13 protein-coding genes are annotated in these 17,239 nt (G+C 65.9%); 5 read left to right on the top strand and 8 right to left on the bottom strand.

Features of this window, described 5'->3' with window-relative positions:
• Nucleotides 1–488: 488 nt before the first annotated feature.
• From OIN59_RS06725 to queF, 4 genes are all read left to right on the top strand, one after another.
• Nucleotides 489–3,638 (top strand): Rne/Rng family ribonuclease, encoded by a 3,150-nt coding sequence (locus OIN59_RS06725; RefSeq protein ID WP_274108395.1) that lies wholly within the window; start codon nucleotides 489–491, stop codon nucleotides 3,636–3,638.
• Between the two features lie 228 nt (nucleotides 3,639–3,866).
• Nucleotides 3,867–4,652 carry a peroxide stress protein YaaA gene (yaaA, locus tag OIN59_RS06720; RefSeq protein ID WP_274108393.1) on the top strand — a complete coding sequence of 262 codons (786 nt, stop codon included), beginning with the start codon at nucleotides 3,867–3,869 and terminating at the stop codon, nucleotides 4,650–4,652.
• A 34-nt stretch (nucleotides 4,653–4,686) separates the two neighbouring features.
• Nucleotides 4,687–5,598 (top strand): 2OG-Fe(II) oxygenase, encoded by a 912-nt coding sequence (locus tag OIN59_RS06715; RefSeq protein WP_274108391.1) that lies wholly within the window; start codon nucleotides 4,687–4,689, stop codon nucleotides 5,596–5,598.
• 57 nt (nucleotides 5,599–5,655) lie between these two features.
• Nucleotides 5,656–6,501, top strand: a complete 846-nt coding sequence (queF, locus tag OIN59_RS06710) for an NADPH-dependent 7-cyano-7-deazaguanine reductase QueF (RefSeq protein ID WP_274108389.1) — start codon at nucleotides 5,656–5,658, stop codon at nucleotides 6,499–6,501.
• 24 nt (nucleotides 6,502–6,525) lie between these two features.
• Here the strand turns inward: queF and OIN59_RS06705 are convergent, their stop codons facing one another.
• The 4 genes from OIN59_RS06705 to OIN59_RS06690 all read right to left on the bottom strand — a co-directional run bounded on the left by OIN59_RS06705 (nucleotide 6,526) and on the right by OIN59_RS06690 (nucleotide 11,008).
• Nucleotides 6,526–8,094 (bottom strand): methyl-accepting chemotaxis protein, encoded by a 1,569-nt coding sequence (locus OIN59_RS06705; protein WP_274108388.1) that lies wholly within the window; start codon nucleotides 8,092–8,094, stop codon nucleotides 6,526–6,528.
• A gap of 220 nt (nucleotides 8,095–8,314) precedes the next feature.
• Nucleotides 8,315–8,581, bottom strand: coding sequence for a hypothetical protein (locus OIN59_RS06700; protein WP_274108386.1), 267 nt, complete (start codon nucleotides 8,579–8,581; stop codon nucleotides 8,315–8,317).
• A gap of 146 nt (nucleotides 8,582–8,727) precedes the next feature.
• Nucleotides 8,728–10,065 carry a Y-family DNA polymerase gene (locus tag OIN59_RS06695; protein WP_456057486.1) on the bottom strand — a complete coding sequence of 446 codons (1,338 nt, stop codon included), beginning with the start codon at nucleotides 10,063–10,065 and terminating at the stop codon, nucleotides 8,728–8,730.
• A gap of 19 nt (nucleotides 10,066–10,084) precedes the next feature.
• Nucleotides 10,085–11,008 (bottom strand): DMT family transporter, encoded by a 924-nt coding sequence (locus OIN59_RS06690; RefSeq protein ID WP_274108384.1) that lies wholly within the window; start codon nucleotides 11,006–11,008, stop codon nucleotides 10,085–10,087.
• Nucleotides 11,009–11,167: 159 nt separating this feature from the next.
• Between OIN59_RS06690 and OIN59_RS06685 the strand changes: the two genes are divergently transcribed.
• Nucleotides 11,168–12,049, top strand: coding sequence for a LysR family transcriptional regulator (locus tag OIN59_RS06685; RefSeq protein WP_274108382.1), 882 nt, complete (start codon nucleotides 11,168–11,170; stop codon nucleotides 12,047–12,049).
• A gap of 58 nt (nucleotides 12,050–12,107) precedes the next feature.
• Here OIN59_RS06685 and OIN59_RS06680 read toward each other — a convergent pair whose 3' ends face one another.
• The 4 genes from OIN59_RS06680 to OIN59_RS06665 form a co-directional block, all read right to left on the bottom strand.
• Nucleotides 12,108–13,793 carry a thiamine pyrophosphate-binding protein gene (locus OIN59_RS06680; RefSeq protein ID WP_274108380.1) on the bottom strand — a complete coding sequence of 562 codons (1,686 nt, stop codon included), beginning with the start codon at nucleotides 13,791–13,793 and terminating at the stop codon, nucleotides 12,108–12,110.
• Nucleotides 13,794–13,816: 23 nt separating this feature from the next.
• Nucleotides 13,817–15,043: a pyridoxal phosphate-dependent aminotransferase gene (locus OIN59_RS06675; protein ID WP_274108378.1), complete on the bottom strand. Its 1,227-nt coding sequence runs from the start codon at nucleotides 15,041–15,043 to the stop codon at nucleotides 13,817–13,819.
• The gene (locus OIN59_RS06670) at nucleotides 15,040–15,957 is read right to left on the bottom strand and encodes an amino acid ABC transporter substrate-binding protein (protein ID WP_274108376.1); all 918 of its coding nucleotides are present in this window, start codon (nucleotides 15,955–15,957) and stop codon (nucleotides 15,040–15,042) included. Before OIN59_RS06670 ends, OIN59_RS06675 begins: the two co-directional genes overlap by 4 nt.
• Before the next feature lie 76 nt (nucleotides 15,958–16,033).
• Nucleotides 16,034–17,230, bottom strand: a complete 1,197-nt coding sequence (locus OIN59_RS06665) for an NAD(P)/FAD-dependent oxidoreductase (protein WP_274108374.1) — start codon at nucleotides 17,228–17,230, stop codon at nucleotides 16,034–16,036.
• Between the last annotated feature and the right edge of the window lie 9 nt (nucleotides 17,231–17,239).

Genomic DNA, 17,239 nt, shown 5'->3' with positions numbered 1-17,239 from the left:
CAGATGCCTGTGGTGGCCAGCACGCCGTGCGGCGGGCTGACAGATTGAAACACTGATACGGAATCCCCCAAGCTGGCAGATGTTCCCTACCCGGGCGCAGCCTGTCAGCGGATCAAAGCGAGCATGTGGTTGTTGATGGCATGGATAGAGACCCTGTGGCGGAGGCTGTGGCCTTTGGCTGCATGCTCAAAATCGCCCTCAGCGCACAGCCAGCAAGCGCAATCAGCTACTTTTTTGCTAGCAAAACTGCGTTCCTACCACTCGCCCCCATCCACGCGCCCCTGCCTCACGATGCTGCGCTAGAGCGCGGCAGATCATTGGCATTCCCGGCAATTCCCTTCGTTTCGATGCGTCAGTCCAGGCATTCACAGCTCCTGTAGAGCTTGTTGTATTGGTTTGGAAACTGTGGGCGGCAGCCCGCGCAGCCCTCCCTGTAGGTCAGGTTGGCTGCGCCGCTGCTGTCCGCGAAACACTGAAGGAATCGCATCATGAAGCGGATGCTCATCAACGCCACGCAGCCCGAAGAACGGCGCCTGGCCATCGTCGACGGACAAAAGCTCCTCGACTACGAAATCGAAATCGAAGGGCGCGAACAGCGCAAGGGCAATATCTACAAGGCCGTTGTCACGCGCGTCGAGCCTTCGCTGGAAGCCTGCTTTGTGGACTACGGCGAAGACCGCCACGGCTTCCTGCCATTCAAAGAAATCTCGCGCAGCTACTTCACCCCCGGTGTCTCGCCCAGCCAGGCCCGCATCAATGAAGTGATCAAGGAAGGCCAGGAACTGCTGGTCCAGGTCGAAAAGGAAGAACGCGGCAACAAGGGCGCGGCCCTGACCACCTTCGTCTCGCTGGCCGGCCGCTACGTGGTGCTGATGCCCAACAACCCCCGTGGTGGTGGCGTGTCGCGCCGCATCGAGGGCGAGGACCGCGCCGAGCTCAAGGAGGCGATGGACCAGTTGGAATACCCCAACGGCATGTCCATCATCGCGCGCACCGCCGGCATTGGCCGCACCGCGCCCGAGCTGCAGTGGGACCTGAACTACCTGCTGAAATTGTGGAACGCCATCGACGGCGCGGCCAAGGGTGGCAAGGGCGCCTTCCTGATTTACCAGGAATCGAGCCTGGTGATCCGCGCGATCCGCGACTACTTCAACAACGACATCGGTGACATCCTCATCGATACCGACGACATCTACGAACAGGCGCAGCAGTTCATGGCGCACGTCATGCCCGAGCATGCCGCCCGCGTGAAGCGCTACCGCGACGACGCCGCCCTGTTCAGCCGCTTCCAGATCGAGCACCAGATCGAATCGGCCTACGCCCGCACCGTGCAGCTGCCCTCGGGCGGCGCCATCGTGATCGACCACACCGAAGCGCTGGTCAGCGTGGACGTGAACTCGGCCCGCGCCATCAAGGGCGGCGACATCGAAGAAACCGCCACCCGCACCAACCTGGAAGCCGCCGACGAAGTGGCCCGCCAGATGCGCCTGCGCGACCTGGGCGGCCTGATCGTGATCGACTTCATCGACATGGAAGAGTCGAAGAACCGCCGCGAAGTGGAAAACCGCCTGCGCGACGCGCTGCGCCAGGACCGCGCCCGCGTGCAGTTCGGCACCATCAGCAAGTTCGGCCTCATGGAAATGAGCCGCCAGCGCCTCAAGCCCGCCTTGAGCGAGGGCTCGTCCATCCCCTGCCCACGCTGCGGCGGCTCGGGCCACATCCGCGACACCGAATCGTCGGCCCTGCAGATCCTGCGGATCATTCAGGAAGAGTCCATGAAGGACAACACGGCCGCTGTGCACTGCCAGGTGCCGGTGGAAGTGGCCTCTTTCCTGCTGAACGAGAAGCGCACCGAGATCGCCAAGATCGAACTCAAGCAGCGCGTGGCCGTGCTGATGGTGCCCAACAAGACGCTGGAAACCCCCAACTACCGCCTGGAACGCCTCAAGCACGACGACCCGCGCCTGGACCACATCGAAGCCAGCTACAAGCTCGCCGAAGAAGTGGAAGACCCCACGGCCGTGACGCGCCGTTCGCAGGAGCCCACCAACAAGCAGACCCCGGTGATCAAGGGCGTGCTGCCTGACGCACCCGCCCCCGTGGCCGAGCCCCGCCCCGAAGGCGCCGCACGCCCACCCCGTGGTGGCCAACGCCCAGCCCCTGCAGCCGCTGCCCCCGCCCCGGTGGCGGCCCCAGCGCCCGCCCCTGCGGCGCCTCAGGAGCAAGGCTTCTTCGCCTGGCTCAAGAGCTTGTTTGGCTTTGGCGGCGCACCGGCAGCACCCGCCCCGGTGACAACGGCATCGCCCGCAGCCGCACCTGCCGCCGCTGAAACCACCGGCCGCGGCGAGCCCCGCCGCGAAGGCCGCAACGGTGAAGGCCGTGGCCGCCGTGGTGGCCGCGATGGCAACCGGGACGGTCAGCGCGAAGGCGCAGCGCGTGACGGCAACCGCGAAGGCGGCTCCGGCGAAGGCCGAGGCCGCCGTGGCGAACGCTCGGCCGAAGGCCGCGCACCCCGCGATGCAGACAGCCGTCCACCACGCGACGCTGAGCGCCGCCCCGAAGGCGAAGCCCGTGAAGGTGGCCGCAACGGACGTGGCGAAGGCCGTGAAGGTGGCCGTGGTCGCCGCGACAGCGAACCGCGCAACCAGAACGCTGGCGTGAACGGTGACAACACCACCGCCGTGACCGCCCAGGTGGAAGGCCCCAACGCGGGCAACACCGGCAGCAGCGCAGAAGGCCAACCCGCCCAGCAACCCCGTGGCGAACGTGGTCCACGCCGCGAACGTGGTGATCGCGGTGGCAACCGTGGCGAGCGCGGTGAACGCGCTCCCCGCGCGGTCGAAGCCCAGGAGGCAGGCGCCGCAGCCGCTGCTGGCGACTTTGCCGACACCGCTCCGCTGGCCTCGCTGCCGGACCTGGACCTGAGCAGCAATGACGCACCTGCCAACGGCAATGGCGCCACCGAAGAGCAGCGCCGCGAGCGTCGCTCCCGCGACCGCTATGGCCGTGACCGCCGCGAACGTGGCGAGCGTGGTCCGCGCGACAACAACGGCAATGCCGAAGCGGCGGCACCAGCAATGCTGGATTTGGACCCCACCCAGGCCGAGCCAGCACCGGTACAGGACGAAGCGCCACGCCGCAGCTACTTCAGCAACGCGCCCGCCGCCGAACCCGCAGCACCGACGGCAACCCCCGTGGTTTCCCCTGCCGCTGTAGCCAGCGAGCCAGCAGTTGTGCCTGTTGCGGTGGCGCCCGTTGCAGCGCCTGTTGCAGTGCCTGCAGCCGCCCCGGTGGCCGCCCCGGCCCCAGTCGCAGCACCCGCACCTGCGGTGACCGCCGCAGCGCCAACTGCGCCAGCAGCAGCACAAGCCAAGGGTCTGCCCCGCGTCCAGGCGTTCACGCTGCCCATCGATGAACTGCAGCAAGTGGCTGCCGCATCGGGCCTGCAGTGGGTGAACTCTGATGCCGACAAGATCGCTGCCGTGCAAGCCGCCATCGCAGCCGAACCCAAGCCCATCCGCGTGCCCCGTGAGCGCCCACCGGCTGTGGTGCTGGACGAAGGCCCGCTGGTGCTGGTGGAGACCCGCCGCGACCTGTCGGCCATGGCGCTGCCGTTTGAGCAGCCCCCAGCAGCCTGATGCGCTGCAATGGCTGTTGCCCTCAGGGCCGCAGCCTACGCAAAGAAGGCGGCCTAGGCCGCCTTCTTTTTTTGCGCCTGGGCGGGCACACCCTCTGGCGCAATACCCGCAAGCGGCCAAAGACAGCCGACCAGCAGGTACCATTTCGGGTCGCTGGCCCAGCCAGTAGCCCCCGCCCGCGTGCCAGGCCCTGCCTTACCCTCCGAGATCCACGGACCCTTCGCCCCCATGCTGTTCCTGCTGTCTCCCGCCAAATCGCTCGACTACGACACGCCCGTGCCCGAGGGGCTGTCGCACACCACGCCCCAGTTTGTGCCGCAGTCCACCGCCCTCATCGAAGTGCTGCGCGAGCAGTCGCCGCAGCAGATCGCCTCGCTGATGGAACTGAGCGACGCGCTCGCAGCCCTGAACGTGGCGCGCTACCAGGCCTGGCGCCCCCGCTTCACGGCCACCAACTCGCGCCAGGCAGTGCTGGCCTTCAATGGCGACGTGTACGAGGGGCTGCAAGCCCGCAGCCTGAGCGCGGACGACCTGGGCTGGGCGCAGAGCCACGTCGCCATCCTCAGCGGCCTGTATGGCGTGCTGCGGCCACTGGACCGCATGCAGCCCTACCGCCTGGAGATGGGCACGCGTCTGGCCACCGAGGCGGGCAGCAACCTGTACCAGTTCTGGGGCCGCCAGATTGCCGAGCACCTGAACACCCGGCTGCGCGCCGACACCACGCCGGTGGTGGTCAACCTCGCCTCGCAGGAATACTTCAAGGCCGTGGACCGCAAGGCGCTCAAGGCCCGTGTGATCGAATGCGTGTTTGAGGACTGGAAGGGCGATGGCTACAAGATCATCAGCTTTTATGCCAAGCGCGCGCGGGGGCTGATGGCGCGCTATGCCATCACCCACCGCCTTGCGACACCCCACCAATTGGAAGGGTTTGACCTGGACGGCTATGCGTTTGCACCGGCATCCTCCGAGCCCGAGCGCCTGGTCTTCCGGCGAAAGTCCGCACCCAGCGCATGAGGGCGCCCCCAGTTTCTTTTGTTGAAGGACCGCCATGACATCGCGTTCTGACCAGCACCCCAACGGCACCAGCGCCACCATCCAGCACGCCAGCGCAGCGCGGCAGGCCATCACGCCCGAGCTGCGCCGCTGGATCATCGAGCAGGCCCAGGCAGGTTACGCCGCGCCCGTGGTGTTGCAGTCCATGCGTGACGCGGGCTGGGACGAAGATGTGGCCGCCGATGCGCTGGAGATCACGCTGCAAGAGCACCTGAACGACCTGGCCGTGCAGCAGGGCCTGCCCTCTGCCTTGCCGGTGCCCGAGCCCCGGCTGGATGAATCGCCTGCCCAGGTGGACTGTGGCGATCGTGTTGTCAACGTGTTGCTGGCCATGGCCCAGCCGCGCATCGTGGTGTTTGGCAACCTGCTGTCGCCTGAGGAATGTGATGCCCTCATCGCCGCCGCAGAGCCCCGCATGGCACGCTCGCTCACAGTGGCGACCAAGACGGGGGGCGAAGAGATCAACGCCGACCGCACCAGCGACGGCATGTTCTTTCAGCGCGGCCAAAGCCCACTGATCCAGCGCATCGAGGAGCGCATTGCGCGCCTGCTCCACTGGCCCATCGAAAACGGCGAAGGCCTGCAGGTGCTGCACTACCGCCCTGGGGCCGAATACAAGCCCCATTACGACTACTTCGACCCCGCCGAGCCCGGCACGCCCAGCATCATCCAGCGCGGCGGCCAGCGCGTGGGCACTCTGGTGATGTACCTGAACACGCCGGACAAAGGTGGTGGCACCACCTTCCCCGACGTGCACCTGGAGGTCGCGCCGCAGCGCGGCAATGCGGTGTTCTTCAGCTACGAGCGTCCGCACCCTTCCACCCGCACCCTGCACGGCGGCGCCCCTGTGATCGCCGGAGACAAGTGGATTGCCACCAAATGGCTGCGCGAGCGGGAATTCAAGTAAAAACAGGCCGTAGCGCTTATCCATATTGCGCCACCAGCTATCAATTTAATAGTATCTATGAACACCCCGGAACAATCCCAACTCGGCAAGGCATCGGCCTACATCGACCAGTACGACGCCTCGCTGCTGTTCCCCATCCCGCGCGCAGGCAAGCGGGCCGAGATCGGCATCACCGGCGCCGCGCCGTTCTTCGGCGCCGACCTGTGGACGGCGTTCGAGCTGTCGTGGCTCAACCCACGCGGCAAGCCGCAGGTGGCGCTGGCCCACATCACCGTGCCGTGCGAGACGCCCAACATCGTCGAGAGCAAGTCGTTCAAGCTGTACCTCAACAGCTTCAACAACACGCGCTTTGCGGACGCCGCCGAAGTACAGGCGCGCATCCGCACCGACATCAGCGAAGCCGTGTGGCGTGGCGCGGACCACCCGGCCACCGTGGGTGTGAAGCTCATCGCGCCGGAGCTGTTTGACCAGGAGCCCGTGCACGAGGTGGACGGCCTGAGCCTGGACCGGCTGGACGTGGAATGCACGCAGTACCAACCCGCCCCCGAATTGCTGACGGCAGAGTTCAACGAGACGCCCGTGACCGAGACGCTGACCAGCAACCTGCTCAAGAGCAACTGCCTGGTGACCGGCCAGCCCGACTGGGGCAGCGTGCAGATCAGCTACAGCGGCCCGCAGATCAACCAGGAAGGGCTGCTGCAATACTTGGTGAGCTTTCGCAACCACAACGAGTTCCACGAGCAGTGTGTGGAACGCATCTTCATGGACGTGTGGACGCGCTGCAAACCCATCAAGCTCACGGTGTATGCACGCTACACACGCCGGGGCGGGCTGGACATCAACCCCCTGCGCACCAGCCACCCGCAGGCCCTGCCGCGCAACGTGCGCACGGCCCGGCAGTAGGTCAGCCGATAGCGCGGCTGAACGTCAGTGGTCGCCATGCATGTGGAACACCTGCACCGCTCGCGACAAGGTCTTGGTGCGCTCGCGCAGCACCGCCACCGAGGCCGCCGTGTCCTCCACCATGGTCTTGTTCTGCTGGGTGACCGTGTCCAGGCGGTTCACCGCATCGTTCACCTGAGAGATGCCGGTGGACTGCTCGCTGGTAGCGCTGGTGATCTGCGCCATCAGCGCCGTGACCTGCTGCACTGAATGCTCCACGCTGGCGATCGTGGCCTGGGCCTGGGCGGCATAGCCGGCTCCCGCGCTCACCTCCTGCGCCGATGCACCGATCAGCGCGCGGATCTCGCGGGCCGCCTCGGCGCTACGGCCCGCTAGACTCCGCACCTCCGAGGCCACCACGGCAAAGCCACGGCCCTGTTCACCGGCGCGGGCGGCTTCCACGGCGGCGTTCAGGGCCAGGATATTCGTCTGGAACGCGATGCCTTCGATCATCCCGATGATGTCCGCCATCTGCCTCGAAGACGCTTCGATGGCCTGCATGGCATGGTTCGCATGCCCCACCGATGCGCTGCCCTCTTGGGCGATGGCACTGCTGCGGTGGCTCTGGTCGGCAATCTGCTGGGCCGCCTCGGCCGTCTGCCGGACCGTGCTGGCCAATTGCTCCATCGAGGCTGCCGTCTCCTCCAGGCTGGCGGCCTGGTCCTCGGTGCGTTCCGAGAGTTGGCTCGCGCTGTCGGCAATCGCTGCGGTGGCTTGTGCAAACACGCCCGCCTCGGCACGCACATCACCGATCACGGCGCGCAAGTTGACCTGCACCTGCCAGATGCGCCGGATGAGCGAGCTCAGCACATGGGGATGGCGCCGCGGCATGACGGCCTTGAGGTTGCAGGCGGCCAGGGCCCCGGCGAACTCATCCACTTCATCCAGCACCCGGGCCACGCCCCAATGGAAAGCCCCCAGCATGGCCGCCCCGCCCAGCAGCCAGACCGCCAGTTGCAACCACCACGCCAGCTGCGCAGGCAAGCCCAGCAGCGGTGGGATCAGGCCGACACAGCCGACCAGCAGCAAGCCCAGGGCGACGCGCTGGGTCAACGTGACGCGGTGCAACTTGCCCAGCCCGTCGCGCCAGCCCAGATAGCGCACGTGGCCAGCGTGCAACTTGAAGGTGTGGCGCCCGCTGGCACGCTGCTCGGCCACGCGCGCATACAGCGCTTCGGCCGCCGCCACTTGTTCGCGGCTGGGCCGAAAACGCACGGACATGTAGCCCACCGGTTTGCCTTGGTCCATGATGGGCGTCACATTGGCTTCCACCCAGTAGTGGTCGCCGTTGGCACGACGGTTCTTGACCACACCCGTCCACGGACGCCCTCGCCCAATGGTGGCCCACATGTCGGCAAACGCCTCGGGGGGCATGTCGGGGTGTCGGATGAGGTTATGCGGCTGCCCCATCAGTTCGTCATAGCTGTAGCCGCTGACCTCGGCAAAAGCTGTGTTGCAGTGAGAGATACGCCCTTTCGCATCGGTGGTGGACACCAGCAGGCTGGTTTCCGGGAAGTGGTACTCGCGCTGGGTGACGGGAAGATTTGTTCTCATGGAAGGTCCGTCGGGTGGTTGGCCCGTTACCAAATGCAACATTGACAGTATCAAGGAATGCTTTCAGAGCAATTCTTACTTGCGACAGCCTTTGCCTTGGATCAATAAACCACGCCCCTGCGCATGACGTTCCTGGCGCACGAATACAACGGTTGCACCTGCAGAGAGAGCGTCAGTGCAGCACTGCACAAGGGCGACGGCGCAATAGCCCTGGGAGCGTTCAGGTGACTGCTTCGATCCAGTCGCACCGCAGGATGTGTCGCAGGTGCGCACGTTTGCGCCAGGCGACGTACAGACTGGGAGTAAAGATACCCAGCAGGCTCACCGGCGCGGTCCAGGGCTGCCCAAACGCACAGATGGGAAACCAGCCCACCCAGCCCAGCATCCAGGCCGTCAGGGCCAAGTCCCAGGCGTGGTACTCCAGCGGGTGCTCCACCCGGTGCTCCACGTGCCACCGCTTGATGCGCTGCAGTTCGTTCACGGTCATGGCGATCTCCCGGGACCTCTGGGGATTTACTGTAAGCATGACGTAAGAAATCGTCAAGGACGGCACAGAACATCGGGGGCCGACACCTGCAATCAACGCGCCCCAGGCACATGCTCCACCATGCCCGGCCACGCGGCAGCCGCAGTTCAGAACAACGATGCCGTCGCGCCCTGAGTGCCAGCCCCACCGGGCCTGTTCAGGCCGACGCCCCGCCCCGTAGCCCCCTGCGGCGCCAGCGTTGCCGCGTCCCCCACGCGCGCCAGCCCGCTGGCGCGCACACCCAGCAGCCGCAGGCGCTTGTCCAGCGGCACGCGCTTGAGGCATTGCCCGGCCAGTTGGCGGATGGAAGCCCCGTCGGCCGTGTAAATGTGCGCCGTGTGGTCGCGCGTCGCGATCGTGAAGTCGTCGTAGCGCAGCTTGATGCCAAAGGTGCGCGCCACGTAGCCCTTGCGCTGCAGATCCTCAGCCACGCGCAGACACAGGTCGGTGAAGATGCGCGACAGCTCGGCCCGGTCGCGCACCGCATGCAGGTCGCGGTCGAACGTGGTCTCGCGGCTCATGCTCACGGGCTCGCTCTCTGTCACCACCGGGCTGTCGTCGCGCCCCCATGACACGCGGTGCATCCACGCCCCGGTGGACTTGCCAAAGTGGCCCATCAGCCATTGCTCGTCCTGCGCGGCCAGTTGCCCAATGGTTTCAATGCCCAGCCGCGTCAGTTTCTCGCCCGACTTCGGACCAATGCCATTGATCTTGCGGACATGCAGCGGCCAGATTTTGCTCTGCAGGTCTTCCTCGTAAACGATGGAGATACCGTTGGGCTTGTTGAACTCGCTGGCCATCTTGGCCAGCAGCCGGTTGGGCGCCACGCCAATCGAGCAGGTCAGCCCAGTCACGTCAAAAATGCTTTTCTGGATCAACCGCGCCAGCACCCGCCCGCCTTCGCGTTGGCCACCGGGCACGTCGGTGAAGTCGATGTACACCTCGTCCACGCCCCGGTCCTGCATCACCGGTGCGATCTCGGTGATGGTGCTTTTGAACAGGCGTGAAAACCGCCGCACCTCTTCAAAATCCACCGGCAACACAATCGCCTGCGGGCACAGCTTGGCGGCCTTCATCATGCCCATGGCCGAGCCCACGCCAAACTGCCGCGCGGGGTAGGTTGCGGTGGTAATGACGCCCCGGCCCACATAGTCCTTGAGCAGAGGAAAGTCCTCCACAGGTATGAAACGCCGCTCGCGCTCTTCAGCTCCATCCGGGCTGCGCAGCAGCAGTTCGTCCACCTTGCGCCGCCCGCCGCCAATTACCACAGGCAAGCCCTTGAGCTGGGGGTAGCGCAGCAGCTCGACAGACGCGAAGAACGCGTCCATGTCCAGGTGCGCGATGCGGCGCAGCTTGCCGTGGGAGGCGGCCTGCGCAGGCGGTTGTGGGTCGGGAGATTCGGGCTCAATGGCGGTCACACCCGATATTGTGCGTGGCGACGCCATTCCACCGCAGGTGGTTGCATTAGCGGTCACGCCGCGCGCCACGCTCCCCCGCCCCGATGGCCCCCAGCATCAGCACTACACCCACCAGTTGCAAATCGCCCAAAGCGTGCTCAAAGTAAACCCAGTCCACCACGATGGCGACCACTGGGTAAGCAAACTGCAGCACCGCCACCCGGGCTGTTGCCAACCGGGCCATGCCTGCATACATCAGGGTATAGGCCAGGCCGGTGTGGATCAACCCCAGCCCCGCCAGCCATGCCCATGAGGTGCCCCAGGCGGGCCAGCCTTGCCCCATGGGTGCCACCCACAGCACGGCCGCACCCAGCGCACATTGCCACCAGGCCAGAGTACCCACGGGCAGTACCCCCAGACGCTTGGCCACGACCGTGACGGTGGCTGTGCACAGCGCGCCCGCCAGGCACAGCCCCACTCCCAACCAGTAGCCAGACACATGTCCGCCGCCCGACGTAGTCAGCCCCTCGGCCACGCCCGTGGCCAGCACCAGCCCTACCATGGCGACCAGGACCGACACCACGCGTTGCCGGGGCACGGCCTCCTGGAGCCACCAGGCCCCCAGCAGCAACACCCACAAAGGCTGCACATGAAACAGCACCACCGCCACCCCTGTGGGCACCTGCTGGATCGCGGTGAAAAACAGCCACCAGCTCGTCAGCATGAGCCCACTGACCAGCAACACCCAAGGCAACGCAGCCCAGCCCACCCAGAGCCCCCGCCAAAGTCCAAACCATGACGGGTGGCGCCAGGCCATCCACAACGTGAGCCCTACGAGGCCAAACGCACACCTGAACCAGGTCACCGTCAACGGCGCCGCCTGCGCCTCATGCACGAACACGCCGATGGTGCCCAGCAGCGCGTTGCCCAGCACGAAGGCGACCCAGCCATCCAGCCGGTGGGCAGCCGGCAGCACATGGGCAACAGCCACTGGTGAAGCGGGCGGTGGAACCAATGGTGCGGATGTGCCTGAAACGGTGGATGAAGACTGCTGCATGCCTGCAGTGTGGCTGCCAGTCCATGCAATCCAAAGCGCATAATTTGTGGATTAACTATTCGATCATCGAATACATCATTCCTGGGGCAATCCATGAGCTACCGCGACTTGCAATTCGATTGGCTCCAGTGCCTGGTGGCTGTGGTGGATGCGGGCTCGCTCTCTGGCGCGGCGGCTGAGGTGCACCGGTCCCAGTCGGCGGTCAGCATGCAGCTCAAGAAGCTAGAAGACGCCGTGGGCCACCGCCTACTGGAACGCGATGCACGCAAGCAGCACCTCACCCCCGAGGGCGAAACCCTGCTGGGATACGCCCGCCGCATCCTCGCGCTGCATGCCGAAGCGCACGACGCACTGAACGGCGATGCGCTCACAGGCCGCGTGCGGCTAGGGGTTCCGGATGACTACGCAGCGCGCTACCTCACGCCCGTGCTCAAACGCTTTGCGCCCCGGCACAGTGCGGTGGAGATTGAGCTGGACTGCGAGCAATCGACCGCCCTCATCCCGCGCGTGGCCAGTGGCGACCTGGACCTGGCCCTTGTCTCGCGCGACCACACGCGCCGTGGCACGCTGCTGTTCCATGAACCCATGGTGTGGGTCGGATCGGCGCAGTTCGAGTTATGGAGGCGTGACCCGCTGCCCATCGCGGTGTACGAATCAACCAGCCTGGCGCGGCGCGGCGCCATCCACGCGCTGGCGCAACAGGGCCGCCGCTACAAGGTGGTCTATCACAGCTCCAGCCTGGCCGGGCAAATCGCGGCGGTGGAAAGCGGCCTGGCCGTGGCCGCCCTCACCCACTGCAGCGTGCCACCGCAGCTGCAGGTACTCGGCACCGAGCACGGCCTGGGGCCGCTGGCACCGATGGAGGTGGCCGTGTACCGCAGCCGCGCATCGCGCGGATCGAAGGCGGTGGACAGCCTGCAGAGCCTGTTGGAGCAGACCCTGCGGCAGTCGGGCGGCGCACGGGCCGCTCTGTAAGAGTCTGTGGACGAGCTCGCAGAGGTCGCCAAAAGGTTGGAAAGAAGCCCAAGACTCCTTACTTTTTAGCCAGCGCAGCGCTGCGAATGCCCTGCAGCGTGCCCGTGGGCGTGATCGCCTCGGGATCGATCAGGCAGTGCAGCACGCTGGGCAGGCCGCTGGCGCGGGCGCGGGCCAAGGCGGGGGCGAAGTCTTCGGTGCGAGCCACCCGCTCGCCATGGCCCCCAAAGGCCTGGGCATAGGCCTTGAAGTCGGGGTTCTTGAGCTGCGTGGCGCTGATGCGACCGGGGTACTCGCGCTCCTGGTGCATGCGGATGGTGCCGTACATGGCGTTGTCCAGCAGCACCACGATGATGGGCAGGCCGTATTGCACGGCGGTCGCAAACTCCTGGCCGTGCATCAGGAAGTCTCCGTCGCCCGCAAAAATCACCACCTCGCGCTGCGGCCACAGGCGCTTGCCGCCCACGCCCGCAGGCAGGCCATAGCCCATGGAGCCACTGGTGGGCGCGAGCTGGCTCGCGTAGGTGGTGAAGGGCCAGAAGCGGTGAATCCAGGTGGCAAAGTTGCCTGCGCCGTTGCAGAAGATGGTGTCGGCGGGCAGCACTTCCTTGAGGTGCTGCATCACCTGGCCCATTTGCAGGTTGCCGGGGATGCGGATGGGCGCCGGGTCGCTCCAGGCAAGATACTCGGCATGGGCAGCTTCAGCGTGCGCCTTCCAGGGCACAGCGGCCGTGGGGCGCACCGTATTGAGCGCTGCGGTGAATGCCTGCGGTGTGGCGTGGATGGCCTGTGTGGGGCGGTAGAGCTTGCCCAGTTCGTCCGCATCGGCATGCACATGCACCAGGGGCTGCAACGGGGTGGGAATGTTGAACAGCTCGTAGCCCTGCGACGGCACCTCGGACAGTCGCCCACCCACCACCAGCACCAGGTCCGACGCCTTGATGCGCGCCAGCAGCTTGGGGTTGACGCCCAGGCCCAGGTCGCCGCCGTAGCAGGCGTGGGTGGCCGGGAACAGCATCTGGCGGCGGAACGAGCAGTACACGGGAATCGACCACGCTTCGGCAAACGCGGTGAACTCGCGCACTGCCTGCTCAGACCAGCGGCTGCCGCCCAGGATGGCCACGGGGCTTTGGGCGGCTTGCAGGCGCTGGGCCAGCTCGGCCATTTGCGCAGCGCCGGGGTGCGTTTCCGTCACCTGGTAGAGCAGCGCATCAGCCACCGTAGCGGCTTCCGTCAGCATGTCTTCGGGCAGTGCCACCACCACGGGGCCAGGACGGCCCGAGGTGGCCACATGGAATGCGCGCGAGATCAGCTCAGGCACGCGCGCCGGGTCGTCAATCTGCACCACCCACTTCGCCATGGTGCCAAACACCGCGCTGTAATCCAGCTCCTGAAACGCCTCGCGCCCCATTGCACCGCGTGCCACCTGGCCTACGAACAGGATCATGGGCGTCGAATCCTGGTGCGCGATGTGAATACCTGCCGAGGCATTGGTGGCCCCCGGACCGCGCGTCACAAAGCAGATGCCGGGCTGGCCGGTGAGCTTGCCCTGCGCCTCGGCCATCATGGCCGCACCGCCCTCCTGGCGGCACACGGTCACGCCGATATCAGCGTCATGCAGCGCATCCAGCACGGCCAGGTAGCTTTCGCCGGGCACACAAAAGAGCTGCTTCACACCATGGGTGATGAGCTGCTGCACCAGTATCTGGCCGCCGGTGCGGGGGGTGAGGGAGGTCGTGTTCATATCAACGGTATCGGGTCAGAAATTCAGAACAGGGCTTGGCAGGCGCGCTGGATGCGTGCGCAGGCCTCTTGCAAATCGGCGGTAGATGCTGCGTACGAGATGCGAAAGTATGGCGCCAGCCCCAGCACCCCGCCAGGCACCACGGCCACATGGTGCTCGCGCAGCAGGTAGGCGCAGAAGTCGGCATCGGTGCGCAGCAGCATGCCGCCCGGCGTGGTGCGGCCCAACACACCTTCGCAGCTGGCAAAGGTGTAGAACGCGCCCTCAGGCACGCGGCAACGCAGGCCCGGCGAGGCATTGAGCGCGGCCACGACCAGATCGCGCCGGTCCTGGAACGCTTGGCAGCGCTCGCGCACCACATCTTGCGGCCCCGTGAGCGCCGCTACGGCCGCCGCCTGGCTGATGGACGAGGGACACGACGTGGCCTGGCTCTGCACCACAGCCATAGCCGCAATCAGCGCCTTGGGGCCTGCGCCGTAACCCAAGCGCCAGCCCGTCATGGCGTACGACTTGGAGACGCCGTTCACCGTCAGCGTGCGCTCGCGCAGCGAGGGCAGCACGGCGGCGGGCGTGGCAAACGCACGGCCGTCGTACAGGATGTGTTCATAGATATCGTCCGCCAGCAGCCACACCTGCGGGTGGCGCTCCACCACTTCCAGCACGGGCCGCAGTTGCTCGGCGCTGTAGGCCGCGCCGCTGGGGTTGGAGGGCGAGTTGATGAGCACCCAGCGCGTGCGCGGCGTGATGGCTGCCCCCAGCTGCTCGGGTGTGATGCGAAAGCCGTTGGCCTCGGTGCAGGGCACCACCACCGGCACGCCGCCTGCAATCAGCACCATGTCGGCATACGACGTCCAGTACGGCGCGGGCAGGATCACCTCGTCGCCGGGGTTCAGGCTGGCCATCAGCGCGTTGTAGAGAATTTGCTTGGCGCCAGCACCCGCAGTGATTTCATTGAGCGCAAATTCCAGCCCGTTGTCGTGCTTGAACTTGTGCTGGATGGCGGCTTTGAGTTCGGCCGTGCCATCCAGCACCGTGTAGTGCGTCTCCCCCCGCGCCATGGCCTGCTGCGCGGCTTCCAGGATGTGCGCGGGCGTGTCGAAGTCGGGCTCGCCCAGGCCGAGCACGATCACGGGCTGGCCCTGGCGCTTGAGCTGGTTGGCCTCTTGCGTCAGGCGCACGATTTCCGAAACGCCGATGGCGCCCAGGCGGTCGGCCGCGCGGAAAGCCGTGGCGGGGATGGGAGCGTTCATTGCTGGTAAGTCTCCAGGGGCTTGTCGTTGGGGGTGGCAAACAGCTGGCGCAGCGTGGTGCCCAGCGGCAGGTTCAGGCTCATGTTCTTGGGCGGGATGGGGTTCACAAACCACTTGGTGTAGATCTTTTCCATCTCGCCGGACTGCATGAGCTTGGTGAGCACACCGTCCACCGCGGCCTTGAAGGTAGGGTCATCCTTGCGGAACAGCAGAGCAATGGGCTCAGCACCCAAGGGCTCGCCCACGATGCGGTAGGCCGAGGGGTCCTTGGAGTTGGCAATCATCCCGGCCAGCAAGTTGTCGTCGAGCACAAACGCATCGGCACGGCCTGTTTCCAGCAGCAAGAAGCTCTCATGGTGGTCCTTGCCCAGCACGGTCTTGATGGGCGCGCCACCCAGCGCGCGCTCTTGCTTGCGCAGCAGCTGTACGGCGGTGGTGCCGGTGGATGCCGCAATAGTGCGGCCTGCGAGCTGGCTGATGGACTTCAGGTCCGAATCCTTGCGCACCGCCATGCGCACTTCGCTCACATAGGTCGTCACAGCAAAGGCCACCTGCTGCTGGCGCGCGGTGTTGTTGGTGGTGGGGCCGCAGCCGATGTCCAGAGTGCCGTTCTGCACCAGCGGCAGCGTGTTCTGCGCCGTCACGGCCATGTATTCGAGCTTGGCGTCGGGCGCGATTTCTTTCAGCACGCGCTCGCACAGCTCGACGTGGTAACCCACGTATTTTTCATTGGCCCCCAGCGCGTAGGCCATGGGCGGCGAAGTCTCGCGCACGCCCAGCACGGCCTTGCCGGAAGCCTTGATCTTCTCCAGCGTGGGCTGGGTGACCGTCTGCGCCAGCGCGGGTACCGTGGCCATGCAGGCCAGGGCCAGGCCTGCGGCGAGCGCAGTGAAGGTCTTGCGGGAAATTGCCATGTCGTTGTCTCCGTGTGTTTTGTGGTTGGCAGGTGGATGAATCGGTGAAAGAGAAATCGGGCGGCTGGGGTGACGCTCAGATCACGTTCTTTTCGAGCAGCGGCGCATTGCGCGCAATGCGTTCGATGGACAGCGGCGACAAGTCCAGACTTTGGTAGCGGCCTGTGAGCAACAGCTCGGCAACGCCCCGCCCCACGGCCGGGCACTGCTGCAGGCCGTGGCCCGAAAAGCCGTTGGCAAACACCAGGTTGTCGCACGCCGGGTGCAGGCCCACGATGGCGTTGTGATCGAACGTGTTCATCTCGTAGTAGCCCGCCCAGGCGCCCTGCATGCGCAGCGCTTCAAAGCCAGGAATGCGCTCGGACAGCGTGGGCCAGATGAGGTTGTCAAACGCGTCGTACTCGGGCTCCAGCGGGGCAAAGTCGGCGTCGTTGTCGGCGTTGGGCGCAAAACCGCAGATGAAGCCTTTGCCCTCGGGCCGCAGCCAGATGCCACTGGTGTCGATGAGCAATGGGCAGCCCGGCAGCGCTGCTGGGCTGGCGAAGTTGAAGACCGTGCGGCGCTTGCCCACCACGGGCAAATCAATTCCCGCCCAGCCCGCAATGGCTGCCGCCCAGGGGCCACCGGCGTTCACAGCGTAGCGGCAAGGCAGCACGGCGCCGCTTTGCAGGCGTAATGCGTTCACATGCAGCACGCCGTCGCTGGCCGCCGTGTCCAGCCCCACCGCATCATCGGCCACATAGCGCACGCCCTGGCTCTGCGCCTTTTTACGCAAAGCCGTCAGCAGCAGGTAGCCATCAAACCAGCCCTCGCCCGACAGGCCCAACGAGCCCAGCGCCACATCCTGCAATGCCAGCCACGGAAAACGCTCTGCCAGTTGCTGGGAGCTGAGCAGCGCCACATCGGCACCGTACTGCTTTTGCAACGCATGGTTCTCGCGCAGCGTGGCTTCGCCCGCCTGGGTGGCCAGGTACAGGTAGCCGCCTTCGTGCAGACCGATATTGGGCACATCGCCGTTGCAGGCCAGCAGCGTGCCCACGTTGCGCAAGAAGCCAATACCGTAGGCCGATATCTGGATATTGATGTCGGTCGAAAACTGTTGACGGATGGAGCTGGCCGACAGCGCCGACGATGCACGTGCATAGGTCGGATCGCGCTCGACCACCACCACCTCGCAGCCCGGTTGCTGCAGCGTAAGGAAGTACGCAATGGCACTGCCGATGACACCACCGCCGATGATGACGATGGAGTGTGAGTCCTTAGCAATCAACATGAGCAGGGC

The organism is Acidovorax benzenivorans, from assembly GCF_028680575.1.
Taxonomy (GTDB): domain Bacteria; phylum Pseudomonadota; class Gammaproteobacteria; order Burkholderiales; family Burkholderiaceae_C; genus Acidovorax; species Acidovorax benzenivorans.
The sequence above is the reverse complement of the archived record's forward strand: the minus strand, read 5'-3'. Positions and strand labels throughout refer to the sequence as shown.